The 16,745-nt window shown below is 66.7% G+C and carries 15 protein-coding genes, 1 tRNA gene and 1 pseudogene; 6 read left to right on the top strand and 11 right to left on the bottom strand.

Annotated features, from left to right (window positions below; all coding sequences use genetic code 11):
- Nucleotides 1-18: 18 nt before the first annotated feature.
- A complete protein-coding gene (gene aspS, locus FHS96_RS06010; RefSeq protein ID WP_429588567.1) occupies nt 19-1,797 on the bottom strand; it encodes an aspartate--tRNA ligase in 1,779 nt (592 codons plus the stop codon).
- Between the two features lie 132 nt (nt 1,798-1,929).
- On the opposite strand from aspS, the gene rnd reads away from it, so the two are divergent.
- Together rnd and FHS96_RS06000 are read left to right on the top strand one after the other, a co-directional pair.
- Nucleotides 1,930-3,108: a ribonuclease D gene (gene rnd, locus FHS96_RS06005; protein ID WP_429588566.1), complete on the top strand. Its 1,179-nt coding sequence runs from the start codon at nt 1,930-1,932 to the stop codon at nt 3,106-3,108.
- Nucleotides 3,105-3,434 carry an I78 family peptidase inhibitor gene (locus FHS96_RS06000; protein ID WP_429588565.1) on the top strand — a complete coding sequence of 110 codons (330 nt, stop codon included), beginning with the start codon at nt 3,105-3,107 and terminating at the stop codon, nt 3,432-3,434. Before rnd ends, FHS96_RS06000 begins: the two co-directional genes overlap by 4 nt.
- Nucleotides 3,435-3,467: 33 nt before the next feature.
- On the opposite strand, the gene FHS96_RS05995 is transcribed toward FHS96_RS06000, so the two are convergent.
- The 9 genes from FHS96_RS05995 to FHS96_RS05955 form a co-directional block, all read right to left on the bottom strand.
- Nucleotides 3,468-4,964, bottom strand: a complete 1,497-nt coding sequence (locus FHS96_RS05995; protein ID WP_429588564.1) for a Ppx/GppA phosphatase family protein — start codon at nt 4,962-4,964, stop codon at nt 3,468-3,470.
- A 1-nt stretch (nt 4,965) separates the two neighbouring features.
- On the bottom strand, nt 4,966-7,128 hold the full coding sequence (locus FHS96_RS05990) for an RNA degradosome polyphosphate kinase (protein WP_429588563.1): 2,163 nt from the start codon (nt 7,126-7,128) through the stop codon (nt 4,966-4,968).
- A 20-nt stretch (nt 7,129-7,148) separates the two neighbouring features.
- Nucleotides 7,149-7,757, bottom strand: coding sequence for an HdaA/DnaA family protein (locus tag FHS96_RS05985; RefSeq protein WP_429588562.1), 609 nt, complete (start codon nt 7,755-7,757; stop codon nt 7,149-7,151).
- Complete coding sequence (locus tag FHS96_RS05980; protein WP_429588561.1) at nt 7,754-9,013, bottom strand: heavy-metal-associated domain-containing protein; 1,260 nt, start codon at nt 9,011-9,013, stop codon at nt 7,754-7,756. The genes FHS96_RS05985 and FHS96_RS05980 overlap by 4 nt, the downstream gene beginning before the upstream one ends.
- A gap of 89 nt (nt 9,014-9,102) precedes the next feature.
- Nucleotides 9,103-10,113 carry an AAA family ATPase gene (locus FHS96_RS05975; RefSeq protein ID WP_429588560.1) on the bottom strand — a complete coding sequence of 337 codons (1,011 nt, stop codon included), beginning with the start codon at nt 10,111-10,113 and terminating at the stop codon, nt 9,103-9,105.
- Complete coding sequence (gene tmk / locus FHS96_RS05970) at nt 10,110-10,736, bottom strand: dTMP kinase (RefSeq protein WP_429588559.1); 627 nt, start codon at nt 10,734-10,736, stop codon at nt 10,110-10,112. Before tmk ends, FHS96_RS05975 begins: the two co-directional genes overlap by 4 nt.
- Before the next feature lie 40 nt (nt 10,737-10,776).
- A complete protein-coding gene (locus FHS96_RS05965) occupies nt 10,777-11,949 on the bottom strand; it encodes a D-alanyl-D-alanine carboxypeptidase family protein (RefSeq protein WP_429588558.1) in 1,173 nt (390 codons plus the stop codon).
- 84 nt (nt 11,950-12,033) lie between these two features.
- Nucleotides 12,034-13,017, bottom strand: a complete 984-nt coding sequence (locus FHS96_RS05960) for a septal ring lytic transglycosylase RlpA family protein (RefSeq protein ID WP_429588557.1) — start codon at nt 13,015-13,017, stop codon at nt 12,034-12,036.
- A complete protein-coding gene (locus FHS96_RS05955) occupies nt 13,001-14,053 on the bottom strand; it encodes a lytic murein transglycosylase (protein WP_429588556.1) in 1,053 nt (350 codons plus the stop codon). The genes FHS96_RS05960 and FHS96_RS05955 overlap by 17 nt, the downstream gene beginning before the upstream one ends.
- 107 nt (nt 14,054-14,160) lie before the next feature.
- On the opposite strand from FHS96_RS05955, the gene FHS96_RS05950 reads away from it, so the two are divergent.
- The 3 genes and pseudogenes from FHS96_RS05950 to FHS96_RS05940 form a co-directional block, all read left to right on the top strand.
- Nucleotides 14,161-14,250 (top strand) — tRNA-Ser (locus FHS96_RS05950).
- A gap of 43 nt (nt 14,251-14,293) precedes the next feature.
- Nucleotides 14,294-14,632: a YciI family protein gene (locus FHS96_RS05945; protein WP_429588555.1), complete on the top strand. Its 339-nt coding sequence runs from the start codon at nt 14,294-14,296 to the stop codon at nt 14,630-14,632.
- Between the two features lie 337 nt (nt 14,633-14,969).
- Nucleotides 14,970-15,107 (top strand): annotated as a pseudogene (locus FHS96_RS05940) (DUF1761 domain-containing protein); the annotation flags it as partial.
- Here the strand turns inward: FHS96_RS05940 and FHS96_RS05935 are convergent.
- The gene (locus FHS96_RS05935; RefSeq protein WP_429588554.1) at nt 15,099-15,761 is read right to left on the bottom strand and encodes a TetR/AcrR family transcriptional regulator; all 663 of its coding nucleotides are present in this window, start codon (nt 15,759-15,761) and stop codon (nt 15,099-15,101) included. The pseudogene FHS96_RS05940 and the gene FHS96_RS05935 sit on opposite strands and share 9 nt — an antisense overlap.
- 80 nt (nt 15,762-15,841) lie before the next feature.
- On the opposite strand from FHS96_RS05935, the gene FHS96_RS05930 reads away from it, so the two are divergent.
- Complete coding sequence (locus tag FHS96_RS05930) at nt 15,842-16,582, top strand: SDR family NAD(P)-dependent oxidoreductase (RefSeq protein WP_429588553.1); 741 nt, start codon at nt 15,842-15,844, stop codon at nt 16,580-16,582.
- Nucleotides 16,583-16,745 lie beyond the last annotated feature (163 nt).

Below are 16,745 nucleotides of genomic sequence, written 5' to 3'. Positions count from 1 at the left end.
TGGCCATCGTTCGCAAGCTTAGCCCTTGGTCTGCTCGACGACCCGGATGCTCAGCTCGCGGAGCTGCTTCGGGGTCGCCGGCGCCGGCGCATTCATCATCAGGTCTTCCGCCTTCTGGTTCATCGGGAAGACGATGACCTCGCGGATGTTCGGCTCGTCCGCCAGCAGCATGACGATGCGGTCGATGCCCGGCGCGGAGCCGCCGTGCGGCGGCGCGCCGAACTTGAAGGCGTTGATCATGCCGGAGAAGTTCGCGTCGACCTGCTCCTGCGTGTAGCCGGCGATCTCGAACGCCTTGTACATGATCTCCGGGCGATGGTTCCGGATCGCGCCCGAGCTCAGCTCCACGCCGTTGCAGACGATGTCATACTGGTAAGCGAGGATATCGAGCGGATCCTTGGTCTCCAGCGCCTCCAGCTCGCCCTGCGGCATCGAGAAGGGGTTGTGGCTGAAGTCGATCTTCTTCGCGTCCTCATCATATTCGAACATCGGGAAGTCGACGATCCAGCAGAACTCGAAACGCTTGGGATCGATCAGGTTCAGCAACTCGCCCGTGCGGGTACGCGCAAGGCCGGCGAGCTTGGCGGCATCGGCTTCCTTGCCGGCGGCGAAGAACACGCCGTCGTTGGCGCCGAGGCCGAGCTCGGCGATCAGCTTCGCGGTCGCCTCTTCGCCATGATTCTTGGCGATCGGGCCGCCGGGCACACCATCCTTGATGTTGATATAGCCGAGACCGGTGAAGCCCTGGGCGCGGGCCCATTCGTTCATGTCGTCGAAGAATTTGCGGCTGCCCGCACCCGCGCCCGGCGCCGGGATCGCGCGGACCTTGCCGCCGCCCTCGACGATGCGCGAGAAGATGCCGAAGCCCGAGTCGACGAAATGGTCCGAGACGTCGGTGATCAGCAGCGGGTTGCGCAGGTCGGGCTTGTCGTTGCCGTATTTGAGCATCGATTCCGCATAGGGAATGCGGCGGAACGGCAGCGGCGAAACCTGGCGGTCGCCCGCGAATTCCTCGAACAGGCCGTGCAGCACCGGCTCGATCGCGGCGAACACATCGTCCTGCGTGACGAAGCTCATCTCGAAATCGAGCTGGTAGAACTCGCCCGGGCTCCGGTCGGCGCGCGCGTCTTCATCGCGGAAGCAGGGCGCAATTTGGAAATAGCGGTCGAAGCCCGCCACCATCAGCAACTGCTTGAACATCTGCGGCGCCTGCGGCAGCGCGTAGAACTTGCCCGGGTGAACACGGCTGGGCACCAGATAGTCGCGCGCACCTTCCGGGCTCGATGCTGTCAGGATCGGCGTCTGGAACTCGGTGAAGCCCTGGCTGATCATCCGATTGCGAACCGAGGCGATCACATTGGAGCGCAGCACGATATTCTTGTGCAGCCGCTCGCGCCGCAGGTCGAGGAAGCGATAGCGCAGGCGGATGTCTTCGGGATAATCGGCTTCGCCGGCGACGGGCATCGGCAGTTCCTGCGCCGCCGATTGCACGCTCACGCCCCGCGCGAACACCTCGATCTCACCGGTCGACAGGTTCGGGTTCACGGTCGAGCCCGACCGCGCCTTCACCACGCCGTCAATCGTGACGACGGATTCGACCCGCAGCGATTCGAGGATCGGCAGCGCGGCGGAATCGGAATCGGCGACGATCTGGGTCAGGCCGTAATGATCCCGCAGATCGACGAACAACACGCCGCCATGGTCGCGCTTGCGGTGGACCCAGCCCGAAAGACGGACGGTCTCGCCGACGTGGCGCGCATTGAGTTCTGCGCAGGTGTGGGTGCGATAGGCGTGCATGATGCTGCTCATGTTGCGAATGGGATGGACGGCGTCCGTAAAAGCCGCGCCTAACACAGGCGATGGGGGGCTTTGTCAAGGGATGGCGCCGTCACGCTTCCCCCTTGCGTGTTCACGCTCTATGGGAACGTGATGGAAATTCACCCTCTTATCGAAGACAGCCAGACGCTCGCGGACCTTTGTATCCGTCTTGCCAAGTCGCCGTTCGTCGCCGTCGATACCGAATTCATGCGCGAGAACAGCTATTGGCCGGAACTTTGCCTGATCCAGATCTCCGACGGCAAGGAAGCCGCCGCGATCGATCCAATGGTCAAGGGCATCGATCTCAAGCCGCTGCTCGACCTGCTCGTCGAGAATGAGGATGTGCTCAAGGTCTTCCATGCCGGGGGGCAGGACATCGAGATCGTCCACAACCTGACGGGCAAGACCCCGCATCCGATGTTCGACACCCAAATCGCGGCAATGGCGCTCGGCCAAGGCGAGCAAGTGGGCTATTCCAATCTGGTCGACAATTATCTGGGCATCACGCTCGACAAGGGCGCGCGCTTTACCGACTGGTCGCGCCGCCCGCTCGACCGGCGCCAGATCGACTATGCGATCGCGGACGTCACCCATCTCGCCAAGATTTTCCCGCGCATGCTCGACAAGCTGCGCAAGACCGGGCGCGGCGACTGGCTGGACCAGGAGATGGAGCGGATCGCCGACCCGTCCAACTATGTGAACGATCCCGAGGAGGCGTGGCAGCGCGTCCGCATCCAGGGCCGCAAACCCGAGGTGCTCGGCCGCCTGAAGGCACTGGCGGCGTGGCGCGAGCGCGAGGCACAGGGCAAGAACCTGCCGCGCGGCCGCATCATCAAGGACGAGACCCTGGCGGACGTCGCCGCACATCCCCCGCGCCAGCAGGCCGATCTTGCCAAGGTGCGCGGGCTCTCAACGAGTTGGGCGACCAATGATATCGGCGGACGGCTGATGGCGGCGATCGCCGCCGCGAAGCCGATGTCGGCGAGCGACATGCCGCCGCGCGACGATCGCAAGCCGGGGCTCGGCAAGGATGGCGGCCTGGTCGCCGACCTGCTCAAGCTGCTGCTCAAGATCCGCGCGCGCGACATCAGCGTTGCCCCCCGACTGCTTGCGCGGAGCGAGGAACTGGAACTGCTTGCCGCCGGCGTGCGTGACGATCTCGCGATCCTCGACGGCTGGCGCTACGATCAGTTCGGCCGGGATGCACTGGCGCTGGTCGAAGGCCGATTGGGCTTCGCGGTGATGGGCGGTAAACTCAAAATGAACCGTATCGGAGACGAAGCCGCATGATCCTGTCCGTCACCCGCACGTCCGCGGCCCTGCTTGCCGCCTGCATGACGCTGGGCGGTTGCGCCACCGCCAACGCCGGCGACGCCCCCGAAACTGCGCCGGCCCCGCCCACGGAAGCCGGTGGCGCTTGTAACGCCAGCGCGCTCACCGATCTCGTCGGCCAGCCGCGTTCCGAAACGCTAGGCGATGAAGCGATGAAGCGCTCCGGCGCGCGCAGCCTGCGCTGGATTTCGCCCGGCATGGCGGTAACGCAGGATTATCGCGAGGACCGGCTGAACATCGAGCTGGATGCGGCGAACAAGGTGGTTTCCGCCCGCTGCGGGTAAAATGGCCGGGCGGCGTTTGCCGCCCGCGCCCCTTCAACCCATCAATACCGGCGTAAGCCCCATCAAGCCGGCCAATTGCCGGTGGCGGCGCTCGACTGCCTCGCCATAGAGCGGAGCATCCTCTGCGGTGAGAAACAACCGCAGCGCCCCCTCACCCACTTCGACGCGGCTCGATTCCAGTGGACCAGCAACGCCGCCGCTCAGCCGCTGTCCCAGCCGCATCGCGAGCCCCCATCGAAGCGCACGCTTGAGTTCGGCTTCGGGGCAGATCGAGAACAGGCTGTTCATCGCTGTCGACCCGCCACCGAAATTGGCGCACAACGCCTGCGCCACCATCGCGCGGCCGAACGCATCGATGCCCACCCAATTGCCGTGCAACGCGGTCTCGACACCGCGTTCGGCGCGGAAATCGGGGTTGGCGCGCCAGCCGACATCGGCAAGCAGGCAGGCGGCATGGCGGAGCCGCTGCTGCTCCGCGCTCTCGCCCTCGAACAGCGGCGCGATCCAGCGCGCGAGCAGATCGCCATGTTCGCGGAAGCGGCCCTGCCGAACACCTTCCTCGCGCGCCGCCGCGATCAACGGATCGATCGCGCGCTCTTCATCGGAGAGGTTCTGGTAGAGCAGGCCTTCGCGCAGGCCGTTGGCCGACGCGATCAGCACGCGCGATCCCAGCGCACGGCCCAGTACCGCCAACAGCAACGCCGAGTCGAGCAGGGTCGGGATACGGCCCGGCGAGATCTCGGTGATCTGCTTCAGCTTGCGCTTGTCTATCCGCGCCAGCACCCGCACCAGCCGCGCCGCGGCAGTGGGATCCATCTCATAATGATGGACGATCGGCAGCGGATAATCCGTGGCATGCATGTCGAGCCGCGCGAGCGCGCGCCACGAGCCACCGACCAGATAGAAGGGCAACCCCTGGCTGTCCGCGATCCAACCGACATCGGCCAGCGCCTTGCGCACGAAGCTATCGAGCGCGCGCTTGCCCTTGGCACGGATCGCTGCGATGCGCAGCGCGCCGAGCGGCAGCGAGAGGCGATCATGCACCGCACCGCCGCGCACCCGGACGAGTTCGAGGCTGCCGCCCCCCATGTCGCCGACGATGCCATCGGCATCGGGAATACCCGAGATCACGCCAAGCCCTGCGGCCTCGGCCTCCTGCTCCCCGCTCAGCAATTCGACGGGTAAACCCAGCGCTTCGATGCGCTGAATGAAGCGCGGCCCGTTGGACGCATCGCGCACCGCTGCGGTTGCGACCGTGCGCAGGTTGCCGACCGCCATCTCGACGCAGAGCCGCCGGAAGCGCGCCAGCGCGACCAATGCCGAATCCATCGCCTCGCGATCGAGCGCGCCGTTCGAGGAAAGCCCGCGGCCGAGGCCAGCGAGCACCTTCTCGTTGAACAGCGTCGCGGGCGAACGACGCGGCCCATCATAAACGACGAGACGGACCGAGTTGGAGCCGATGTCGATGATCGCGGACCGATCAAGCACGGGCGCGGACTGGTTACGCTGGAACAGGTCAAGCACGGCCATGTCAGCGCCTCAGGCGAAGCTTCGGCACGGCATCCGATCCCTGCAGCGCGGCACCACGGCCCGACAGTGAGGGATTGGTCATGAAATAACGATGAAGATTGAACGACTTGGTGCCAGGTTCTGCCACGACACGTTCATAGCGGCCATCGGCTCGCAGCTCCCAGCTCTGCTCATTGTCGATCAGGTTGGCGACCATCACCTGGTCAAGCACCTGATCATGGACCGTCGGGTTCTCGATCGGCATCATATATTCGACGCGCCGATCGAAGTTGCGTGACATCCAGTCAGCCGACGAGATGAACAGCCGCGCATCGTCATTGGGCATCACCCTGCCCTTGCCGAATGCCCAGATGCGGCTGTGCTCGAGGAAGCGGCCGACCACCGACTTCACCCGGATGTTGGCGGACATGCCGGGTACGCCGGGCCTCAGGCAGCACATGCCGCGCACGATCAGTTCGATCCTGACCCCGGCTTCGCTCGCCTGATACAGCTTCTCAATGATCGCCGGATCGACCAGCGAGTTCATCTTGGCCCAGATCGTCGCCGGTTTGCCCGCCTCGGCAAAGGCGATCTCGCCATCGATCAGCGCGCAGAGCTTCTGGCGCATGTTGATTGGCGACATGGTGATCAGTTCGAGGTTGGTCGGCTCGACATAGCCGGTGATGTAGTTGAAGAGTTGCGCCGCATCGCGGCCCGCGCGCGGATCGGCGGTGAAGAAGCTCAGATCGGTATAGATGCGCGCGGTGATCGGGTGATAATTGCCCGTCCCGAAATGGCAGTAGGTGCGATAGCTGCCGCCCTCGCGTCGCACGACCATCGATACCTTGGCGTGAGTCTTCCAGTCGATAAAGCCATAGACCACCTGCACGCCGGCACGCTCCAGCGCGCTTGCCCACAGCAGGTTCTGCTCCTCGTCGAAGCGCGCCTTGATCTCGACCACCGCGGTCACCGACTTGCCGGCCTCCGCCGCCGCGATCAGCGCATTGATCACCGCGGACTGCTTGCCGGCGCGGTACAGCGTCTGCTTGATCGCCACCACGTCAGGGTCGGCCGCCGCCTGGCGCAGGAAGGCCAGCACGACGTCGAACGCCTCATAGGGGTGATGGACGACGATATCCTTGGCGCGGATCGCAGCGAAGCAATCGCCGCCATGCTCGCGGATGCGCTCGGGGAAGCGCGGGCTGTAGGGGGTGAATTTCAGATCGGGCCGGTCCTCGTCGACCAGCATGTCGAGATCGCCGAGGCCAAGGAAGCTCGCCTGCTCGGTGATCAGCGCGTCATTGCCGCCCAGTTCTTCCTTGACCAGCGCCTCCACCTCGGGCGGCACCGCGGTCTCGATCTCCAGCCGGATCACCCGACCGCGGCGGCGCCGCTTGATCGCGCTGCGGAAGTGGCGGACGAGATCCTCGGCCTCTTCCTCGATTTCCAGATCGCTGTCGCGGATGATACGGAACGCACCGACGCCCTGCATCTCGAAGCCTGGAAACAACAGCCCCGCAAAGCGCCGCAGCACATGTTCCATGGAGATGTAGCGCGCCGCGTCTCCGGGAAAGCGGACGAAGCGCTGCAAGGTGGACGGCACCATCAGCAGTTCGCGGATCGGTTCCTTGTCAGAGAGCCGCACCAGATCGAAGATCAGGCTCAGCCCCTTGTTGGGGATGAAGGGAAAGGGATGCGAGGGATCGAGCGCCTGCGGCGTCACGATCGGAAAGATCTGCTCGCGGAAATGCTGTTCCAGCCAAGCTTCCGATTCGTCATCGATGCGATCGCTGCCGACCACCTCAATGCCCGCTTCGGCGAGTTCGCGCCGCATGGAGCGCCACTGCGCCTGCTGCTCCACCATCAGCGCATCCGCCTCCGCGGTGATCGCCGCGAGTTGCTGCGTCACCGTCATGCCATCGGGGGCGCGCGCCTCGATCGCCTGCATCTGCTGGCCCTTGAGGCCGGCGACGCGGACCATGAAGAACTCATCGAGATTGTTGCCCGAGATGGACAGGAACCGCAGCCGCTCCAGCAGCGGATGTGCGGTGTTCGCGGCCTCCTCCATCACGCGACGGTTGAAAGCGAGCCAGCTCAGCTCGCGGTTGAAATAGCGTTCCGCGTCGATGATCGCGGGTTCGATGGGGGTCGCATCAGCGGCCACGCGTTCGGCTGGATGGCTCATATGCGAATCACCTAGCTGCATTATGTTACGGGGTCGATCATGCCGATGCCGGCAAGTGCGGTTCTTGCAAGCGGCACCGACAGCCGGGTGCGGCGGCTGAACGCCTCCTGGTCGAGCGCGTCGATGACGCGATGGACTGCGACATAGTCGCGTTCTACCCGTGCAAGGATGAAGACGAGCAGGTCCGGCGCCACCGCCAGCCCGCGCCGGCCAAGTTGATCCTCGATCAGGCGCGCGATCAGCGCATCGTCAGGATTGCCGATCTCTACCGCAGGTGTGGCCGCGATGCGCGAGGCGAGATCAGGAAGGGCGATCTCCCAGGCGGGCGGCGGCCGATCCGCGACGATCACCAGGGGCCGGCGCTTTTCCTGGGCGTTGTTCCATGCGTGGAACAGGCCTTCTTCCGGCTGGGATTCGGCATTGTCGATCAGCCGCCCACCGGTTCGCAGCGCGAACTGCGCGGCGAAGCGCGAGCGGCCGGACTTGCGCGGGCCGGTGAGCAAGGTCGCCATCACCGGCCAGGTCGTCCACCGTTCGAAATGGTGGGCGACATGGGCGTTGGCGTCACTCACGATGATGTCGGCAGCCGTCGGGTCTGGCCAGTCGAGCGGCAGCGCGATCTGGCTCATGGCGTCGGCGTTGCACTCGGCGAGGGTGAGGCGCTCCCGCCGCGTCGGATGCGCAGCACGCCGCCCGCTTCCTCGACCTGCCAGCCGCGCGCCTGCAGTGCGAGGCGCAGCGCAGCGGCATCTCCGCGATAGACGACGCGCATGACCGAGGTGCCACCGATCGCGAGGCTCGTCGTCGATGCGCCGCTCACACCCGGAAGCCCGCGGACCTGAGTCTCGGCGGCGTTGAGCGCGGCGACATCCGGCGTCATGAACTGGACGGTAACCGAGGTCGTGCCCTGCGTGGCATCCGGCGTCACGATCTCGGCGGTGTCGGCGGCCTCGACCGCTTCCTCCATCTCCTCGACCTCGACCGGATCCTCGATCACCAGCGACGGATCGGGTCGCAACCGTCCCTCGCGCAGCGCAGTGACATAGAGTTCGTCGAGCCGCTGGACGCCGCTGTCGAGCAGTTGCGGCAGCAACTCGCTGCGCTCGACGCGCAACGTGAACTCACCGAGCAGCTTCGAATCGGGGCCGTAATGCGCGCTGAAGCGGCCGATCACCGGGCCGCCGGGCCACATCCGGCTGAGCTTCACCGTCGGCACCAGCACGTCGGCGGCGCCGAACTGGTCGAGCAGCATCCGCCACCAGATCCGCCCGGGGCGGCCGGCCTGCGCTGCGTTCAGCAGCAAAGGATCGGAGCCGGTGCCGGTGGGGCGGACATAGTCGATCGCACTCGATCCGGTGCGGAAACGCGCCCAGGCCTTCTGCCATTCGGTGCGGGTCTCGAAGCTTTGCGGCGCACCGCCCGACCATTGCACGGGGATTACCAGGAGCGGCGGCGAGCGCATGATCTGGCCACTCACGCCCAGGATCTGGCCGGCGCGCGCCCGATCGAACAGTACCCCCAACCGCGCGATATAGCGGGTGGGGCCGATCTGTTCATTTTCGACGACGACGCCGGCGACGATCGCATCGAGCGCGCTGTCCGAAAGCTGGGGTGCCGCGGCACCGGCGTGGGTGCGGCTCCACAGCGCCTTCCAGCCCTTGCGCTGAGCCTCTCGCCAGCCGGCATAGCGCGCGGCGTCAGCGGTCTTGGCGGCGACATCGACCTGGATGCCGGTCACCTCAAAGCTCGACGAACTGTCGATCGGCGAGACGCCGCGTTCGGCGCCGCCCTCGATCTGCGCGACCACGGCCACGCCGCCACCGACGAGCGCAAGCCCGGCGCACAGCATCAGCAAGGGGCGGAACGATGGGGTAGCGGACGTCACGGCGCCCTTTTGGCGAGTACGGCGCAGAAATCCAAGCACGATGTCATGGGCGGGTGCGAAGCGGGGCATGGCCGGGGCGGAAGAGGGGTTCAGGCGGCCCGCGCGGTGGCGAGTTCGGCGAGAATCGAGCCGAGTTCGATTACCACGCTCTGCGGGTCGAGCGACAGGTGGACGGCGCTGCCCGCGAGCCGGCGCGCGCGTTCCCACTGGTCGAGCGATTCTCCCAGCGCGGTGCCGCGCCGCCGCCGTGCCTCCGCCGAGATCGCGGCGGGCACGCGCTCGAGGAACGCCTCATAACGCTGCTGTGCGGCCTTGGCCGACAGCATCTTCGCAAGCTTCGCCCGCGCCGCATTGGCGGGATCGCCGCTTTCGATGATCGCGGCGATCGCCGCATCGAGCGTAGCGATGTCGAGGCCGGCGAAACGCAACGCACGGCCCGGAGATCCCTCGCCGACCTCGACCAGTGCTGCGATCTCGTCCGCCTCCAGATCGGGCCGCTCGGCGCGCAGCACAGCCGATACATCCTCACTGCCCAACCGGCCGAAGCGCAGCACCCGGCAGCGCGAGCGGATCGTCGGCAGCAGCCGGCCCGGCGCGTGGCTGACGAGCAGGAACAAGGTGCCGGCGGGCGGCTCCTCTAGGCTCTTGAGCAGCGCGTTGGCGGCGGGCCGTTCAAGATCGTCGGCGGCGTCGATCAGCACGACGCGGCGCGGCGACAACGAAGGCGTCGTCGCGAACAGCCCCTGCAGCGCGCGCACCTGCGCGATGGTGATGCTGCGCGCGCGCTCGGCATCGTCCCACTCGGCGCGCGGCTGATCGCGCAGCTTGATGTCCTTGGGCAGGCGTTCGAGCCGGCGGAAATCGGGATGGCTGTCCGCCAGGAAATAGCGGGCTACGGGATGATCGCCGGGCACGCCGAAACCATCGCCGGGCGGCGGCCCCGCGGCCTCGGCGAGCAGGCGCAACGCCGCCGCCTGGGCGAAGCTCGCTTTGCCGACGCCCTGCGGGCCGACCAGCAGCCAGGCATGGTGGAGCGCGCCCTGCGCCATCGCCGCGCGGAACGCGGCGATCTGGGGGTCATGGCCGATCGGCACGGTCATGGCAGCAGGTCCGCCAGTGCGGCGACGAGCCGTTCGGTCACTTCTTCTGCGGATCCGCGCGCATCGACGGTACGGAAGCGATCCGGCTCCGCCAAGGCGAACCCCGCGAAGGCGGCCGCGACCGCGGCGTGATAGGCGGCATCGCGTCCACCGATCCTGTCCGCTCCCCCCACGTCGCGCGCGGCGCTGCGCGCGGCCGCCTCTTCGGCGGGCAGATGGAGCAGCAAGGTACGATCGGGCAGCACGCCGTCGCTGCCGACGCGGTGGAGCGCGACGATGTCTGCATCCGCCAGCCCGCCGGCACCACCTTGATAGGCGCGGCTCGAATCGAGGAAGCGATCGCACAGCACGATATGCCCCGCTGCGACTGCGGGCAGGATCGTGCGCGCCACATGGTCAGCTCGCGCCGCGGCGAACAGCAGCGCCTCGGCGCGCGCATTCCAGCGGCCGGCATCGCCCTCCAGCAGCAGGCGGCGGATCGCCTCCGCCCCCTCGCTACCCCCGGGTTCGCGAGTGATTGTGACCGTCAGCCCGCGCGCGCGCAACGCATCGGCCAGGCGGGCGAGTTGCGTAGACTTGCCGACGCCCTCGCCGCCCTCAAGGCTGATGAACCGCCCCGTCACCGCTGATTGCCTGCGCCCATGGTGGGCGCCTGCTGATCGATCACGCGCCGAACAGCGACATCAGTCCCGCCCAGGCGCGGCCGAAGAAGCCGGCTTCCTCGACATCGGCCGCGGCAACCAGCGGCATGATCTGCGGCGGCGTGTCCGGCGTGGTCACGACGAGATCGGCGATGTGCTGCCCCTTCTTGATCGGCGCCTTCACCGGACCCTGATACACCACCTTGACCTGCATGTTGCTGGCGGCACCGCCCGGCAAGGTCACCGCGAGGTTGCGCGGGGCCACGAGACCGACCTGATCCTCGGCACCCTGCTGCACCTCGGCGGTTTCCACCGCGGCGCCCTGCTTGAACAGCGGCTTGGACGCCCAGGCGCGGAATCCCCATTCGATGAAGCGCACCGATTCTGTCGCACGGCCATTATAGCTGTCCAGCCCGGCGACGACCATGACGAGGCGGCGGCCATTCTGCTCGGCGGAGCCGGTGAAGCCATAGCCGGCTTCCTCGGTGTGGCCGGTCTTCAGGCCATCGGCACCCTGCACCTTGCCCAGCAGCGGGTCACGGTTCATCTGGGTGATGTCCTGCCCCGAACCCAGCGTCTTGCCCCAGGTGAAGCTCGTCTGGCTGTAATATTTCTTGTAGAGCTGCGGGAAGTCCTCGATCGTCCGCTCCGCCAATGTGGCGAGATCACGCGCGGTCACATAGGTGCGCCCCTCGTCCGGCCAGCCGTTCGACGTGCCGAACTGGCTGTTGGCGAGGCCGATCTTCTTCGCCGTCTCGTTCATCCGCGCGACGAAGGCTTCCTCGGTGCCCGAAATGCCCTCTGCCAGCACGACGCAGGCATCATTGCCCGACAGAGTGACGATGCCGTGGAGCAGGTTCTGGACGCTTACATTCTCGTCGACCGAGAGGAACATCGTGGAACCCGCCGCCGGGCCATGCCAGCGCTTCCACGTTTCGGGCCGCACATGCATCAGGCGATCTTCCTTGAGCTCGCCCTTCTTGATCATGTCGAACACGACATAGACCGTCATCATCTTCGCCATCGAGGCGGGCGGCATCCGCCGGTCCGCATCCTTGGCGTAGAGCACCGCGCCCGACGACAGATCCTTGAGGAACGCGACCTGCGCCGGGGATTCATAGGGCGGCGCTGCGGCGCTCGCGGGCAGGCTCATGGCGACGGCGAACAGGGAAGGAAGAACAAGGGCTCTCATCATCGGCATTCCAGCTTGGCTCGGTTCAAGGTCGCGGCACGATAGTGGCCCCGGCTCCGCCGCGCGTAGGCGCCGGGGCGTAAAGCATCAATCCTGCACGATCTGTGCATCAGCATAGCCCGCCGCGCTCGCCTTGGCGACGCCATCTCGCGCGGCATCGGCACTGGCATAGGGGCCGAGGCGAACGCGGTGCAATGCGCCGACGTCAGACACGCGTGCGCCGAGCTGCCCGGCGATCATGGCCGCGCGTTCGCGGCTGGAAAAGGCGCCGACCTGCACGAACCAGCCTCCGCTTTCGGGGAGCGGCGCAACGGCCGGGGCCGGAGCGGCCTGCGGCATCGCCGTGGACGGCGCGCTGTAGGGTGGCGGCATCGGGATGCCGATCGGCACCTGCCCCTGCTGCGGCGCGGGTGCCGAGGTAGGGACGCGATAGGGTTGAGGCGCAGGCTGCGGCACAGATCGGGCTTGGGGCTGCGGCGGCGGGGTCGGCGCGCGTGCCGCTGTCGGCAGCCGCGCCGGCACCGAATCGGTCCGCATTGCAAGCTGGCCGCCGCTGCGCAGCGCCGCGCGATCGCGCTCCGAGGGATAGACGCGGCGCACCCGCACGCGCGCAGTGCCCGATCGCTCGATGCCCAGCGCGCGCGCCGCCGCCTGCGAGAGATCGATCACGCGATTGCCCGCGAACGGCCCGCGATCATTGACGCGCACCGTGATCGTGCGCCCGGTATCGAGCGCGGTCACCTCGACATAGCTGGGCAGGGGCAAGGTCTTGTGCGCGGCCGACATGCGGCCGGGATCGAAGCGCTCACCATTCGCCGTCGGGCTGCCGCCGAACTCGCCGCCATACCAGCTCGCCAAGCCGACCATGTCATAATCGGGATCGTCGACCGGCATGTAGGTGATGCCACCCACCTGATAGGGCGCGCCCACCTTCACCGGATAATCGACCACCTTGCCGCCGGTCGGCCGCCCCGCCCCCGCCGTCGGCCGCGGCGTCGATCCGCAGCCGGCGAGCAGCAATGTCAGCGTGGCGACGGCTGCGGTCGCCGCGCCGCTACTGCCTGACCGCATCGGCCAGCAGACCCACCGAGAGCGCGTAGAAGTTCGAGCAGTTATAATCGAGGATCACCCGGTAGTTGCCGGTCAGCAGATAGGCGGTGCGGCCGGGGCCGTCGGGCTCCAGCAGCGAGGCCATTTCGGTGTCCGCGGGCACCGGCGCACCGATCGGCCGCACGCCGAGCGCCCGCCATTCGGCGATCGTCTTCCAGCGGCTGTGCCGATCATGCACGCGCGGGCAACGCGGGGAGACGGTGCGGTTGGCGATCGCGCCGCGGTTGAGCGTCGACGGCACCGTCGCCGCGACGCCCCACGGCACGCCGGGCTTCCACCCGGCATTCACGAAATAATTGGCGATCGAGGCCAGCGCATCCGCCTCGCTGGACCAGATGTCGGCGCGGCCATCGCCGTCACCGTCGCGGGCGAGGCGGAGGTACATCGAGGGCAGGAATTGCGGATAGCCGGTGGCGCCCGCCCAGCTTCCCTTCAACTGATCACGCCGGAAGCCCATGTCCATCAGCTTCAGCGTGGCGATCAGTTCGCCGGTGAACAGCTCGCGCCGGCGCCCCTCATAGGCGAGCGTGGCGAGCGAGCGCGCCAGATCGAAATCGCCGCTGAACGCGCCATAATTGGTCTCATGGCCCCAGATCGCGACCATGATCGATTCGGGCACGCCGGTCTGCCGCTCGATCGAGCCGAGCTTCGGGCGCAGCGCATTGTATTTCGCGCGCCCCCGACTGATCCGCGCGGCATCGACATGACGCACGCGATAAGGCTCGAAGGCGGGGATCGCGGCGGCCGGCGCGTTGGGATTGCCGCCCGGCTGGTCGCGATCCAGCGCGATCACGCGCGGATTGAGCGTCAACGTCGGCAACACCGAATCGAGCGTTCGCCGCGACACCCCTTCCCGCTCCGCGCGCACGCGGAACTGGGCGAGCCAGGCCTGGAAGCCAGCTTCTTCCTGCGCGAGCGCCACATGCCCGCTGCCGAGATCCGCCGACGGCAACACCGCCGCAAAGGCGAGTGCGGCGAGGAAAGACTTGATACGCATACTGCCCCTTTCGCGAGCGCGACGATGGCACAGGCAGCAGTGCAGATTAAACCCCCTTTCGCCGCCCCCTTGCGTCAAACGGCCGAGACGGCGATAGCGCACGGCGAGGACAGGTGGCCGAGTGGTTTAAGGCAGCGGTCTTGAAAACCGCCGTGGGTTCACGCTCACCGTGGGTTCGAATCCCACCCTGTCCGCCAACACTGAGTTGCTTCCGCACAGGTCGCGCGGCAACATCCCTTCATGACCAAATATCTCATCTCCTTCCCAAGCGAAGCGATGATGGTGACGGACGAGGAACTGCCGACCGTCGCCGCGGCGGCGCACGCGGTGATCGAGGAAGCCAAGGTTGCCGGCGTCTATGTCTTCGGCGGCGGGATCGACGAGCAGGTCGATCCAGTGCTGGTTTCCGCCGCTGGGGCCGTCTCCGACAGGATCTATCCCGGCAGCCACCTCAATGGCGGATTCACGGTGCTCGAACTGCCGACGCGCGAGGATGCCATCGCCTGGGCGCGAAAGATCGCGGCCGCGTGCCGCTGCGCCCAGGAACTGCGGGAGTTCATGTACGACCCGGCGAGTTGAGGTGACGGCGAGCCCATCGGCGCCCATCAAGCTGGACCGACTCGCGGCCGGGATGAAAAAAGATGCTCTCCCTGGTTGGAAGCGTGCCGACACAGGGGCGAAAGTGACACGCGTTACAGTGAAATTCGGTCTGTTCGACCTTCCCGATCACCCCCTGACGGAGTCGCTGCCCGGCATTTCGGCGCAGGCAGCGCATCGCTGACGCATGGCTATCGTCATCGCGTTTAGGTTTGAATCGGCGATCCGCCCTCCTGACTCTTGACTGAACATTCAATCAACTACCGCTCATCAACCCGCCTAAACCCACCCGCGACAAGATCGTCGAGGGGTTGCGTGCGGGATCGCCTGGGTCGCCCCGTCGTTCGGGATCAACTATCTGTTCGAGCATCGCAGCCTGAAGCATTGGCTGATCGATGGCGGCTATCACGTCGTGCAGTTCACGGCGTTCGGCTTCATCATCGGGACGCTACAATAAGGACGGGCCACCTGCCCGCGCATCCCAGCCGAGCATCGCCACCGCGACAACCTCTTCCAGATCGGCGCGGGTGGCGCCGTCGCGGGCGAGGATCGACATGCCGTTCTGGACGATCTGCACGAAGCGGGCCAGCGCGGCGGTATCGGTTCCGGCGGGAACATCGCCGTCGGCAACGCCCCGATCCAGCCGCCGCTTGAGCCGCGCGAAGGTCTCCCCGCGGGACGCGCGCACCAGATCGCCCAGTTCCGCATGCCCTTCGCTGCCCACCGACGACAGCGCCACCATGCAGCCGCGAGGATTGTCGACGACGCAGCCGGTGAGTGCCGCGGCCGAATCCATCAGGAAAGCGTCGAATGCCGCGCGCGCAGTGGAGGCGGCGGCGAAACGTGTCCAGAAATAGGGCTCGTTATGGTCATGATAGTGGCGCAGCGCCTCGGCGTAGAGCGCCTCCTTCGAGCCAAAGGCGGCATAGAGGCTAGGCGATCCGATCCCCATGGCCTTGGTCAGATCGGCAATCGACGTCGCCTCATAGCCCTTGGTCCAGAACAGCCTCGTGGCGCTGGCGAGCGCCGCCTCCCGATCGAAAGCACGCGGCCGCCCCCGGCTTCGCACACCGCCCCCGTCGGCATTTTCGGGCTGATCCGATTTCTGCATCGATCGTTATATAAATCCGTTGACACCCGAAATCAACCTTCCTAGCTAATTGTGTATTGATCATTATAGAAAGACGATCCATGACTGAACTGGCTGGCAAGCGTGCGCTCGTGACGGGCGCGTCTCGTGGCATCGGCGCCGCGATCGCCTTGGCGCTCGCCGAAAAGGGCGCCGATGTTGCCATCACCTACGAACGCTCGGCCGATCGCGCCGCCGAGGTCGTTCGCACGATCGAAGCCGAGGGGCGCAAGGGCTTTGCCTTCCAGGCGGACAGCGCCGATCCTGCGGCGGTCAAGCAGTCGGTGGACGATGCTGCGTCAGCGCTGGGCGGGCTCGACATCCTCGTCAACAATGCCGCGATCGTGATCTACGATACGATCGCCGGCATGGCGCTGGACTCGATCGACGCGCTGCTCAACGTCAACATCCGCTCCCCGATCCTCGCGGCGCAGGCGGCGATACCGCATCTCAGCGAAGGCGGCCGCGTGATCGGGATCGGATCGGCGGGCGCCGACCGCATCGTGGGAGACACCGGTACGGTCTATTACATGACCAAATCCGCGCTCCATTCCTTCACGCGCGGCCTCGCCCGCGAACTCGGCCCGCGTGACATTACTGTCAACCTCGTCCAGCCGGGCTCGACCAACACCGACATGAACCCGGCCGATGGCGAATTCGCCGACTTTCAGCGCGCACTGATCCCGCTCGGCCGCTATGGCGAACCGCGGGACGTGGCCGCCGCAGTCGCCTTCCTCGCGAGCCCCGCGGCGCGGCAGATCAGCGGCGTCATCCTCAACGTGGATGGCGGGCTGAACACCTGACGGCATCGGCGCGATCCACCCCGCCTATCGTCGCACTCGACGATGGGCGGGAGCGGCGTGCATATTCCTGACGAGCGGTGAGCAAAGCCGCATGGAACCGGATCGCGCCGCATGGGCTTCCATAAGGGGTGCCCGTGTTGATGGGCGCCAGTACCCAGGGAGT

It is taken from the genome of Sphingomonas zeicaulis (assembly GCF_050433225.1).
GTDB classification, from domain to species: Bacteria; Pseudomonadota; Alphaproteobacteria; order Sphingomonadales; family Sphingomonadaceae; genus Sphingomonas_D; species Sphingomonas_D zeicaulis.
This window is presented reverse-complemented; position numbering and strand designations above follow the sequence as displayed.

Bases quoted from the DNA above. Each gene is read 5' to 3' on its own strand.
- FHS96_RS05985 (WP_429588562.1), bottom strand. From the start codon at position 7,757: ATGAGCCAGATCGCGCTGCCGCTCGACTGGCCAGACCCGACGGCTGCC.
- FHS96_RS05960 (WP_429588557.1), bottom strand. From the start codon at position 13,017: ATGCGGTCAGGCAGTAGCGGCGCGGCGACCGCAGCCGTCGCCACGCTG.
- FHS96_RS05935 (WP_429588554.1), bottom strand. From the start codon at position 15,761: ATGCAGAAATCGGATCAGCCCGAAAATGCCGACGGGGGCGGTGTGCGA.
- rnd (WP_429588566.1), top strand. From the start codon at position 1,930: ATGGAAATTCACCCTCTTATCGAAGACAGCCAGACGCTCGCGGACCTT.
- FHS96_RS05995 (WP_429588564.1), bottom strand. From the start codon at position 4,964: ATGGCCGTGCTTGACCTGTTCCAGCGTAACCAGTCCGCGCCCGTGCTT.
- FHS96_RS06000 (WP_429588565.1), top strand. From the start codon at position 3,105: ATGATCCTGTCCGTCACCCGCACGTCCGCGGCCCTGCTTGCCGCCTGC.
- FHS96_RS05955 (WP_429588556.1), bottom strand. From the start codon at position 14,053: ATGCGTATCAAGTCTTTCCTCGCCGCACTCGCCTTTGCGGCGGTGTTG.
- FHS96_RS05965 (WP_429588558.1), bottom strand. From the start codon at position 11,949: ATGATGAGAGCCCTTGTTCTTCCTTCCCTGTTCGCCGTCGCCATGAGC.
- FHS96_RS05945 (WP_429588555.1), top strand. From the start codon at position 14,294: ATGACCAAATATCTCATCTCCTTCCCAAGCGAAGCGATGATGGTGACG.
- FHS96_RS05975 (WP_429588560.1), bottom strand. From the start codon at position 10,113: ATGACCGTGCCGATCGGCCATGACCCCCAGATCGCCGCGTTCCGCGCG.
- FHS96_RS05930 (WP_429588553.1), top strand. From the start codon at position 15,842: ATGACTGAACTGGCTGGCAAGCGTGCGCTCGTGACGGGCGCGTCTCGT.
- aspS (WP_429588567.1), bottom strand. From the start codon at position 1,797: ATGCACGCCTATCGCACCCACACCTGCGCAGAACTCAATGCGCGCCAC.
- FHS96_RS05990 (WP_429588563.1), bottom strand. From the start codon at position 7,128: ATGAGCCATCCAGCCGAACGCGTGGCCGCTGATGCGACCCCCATCGAA.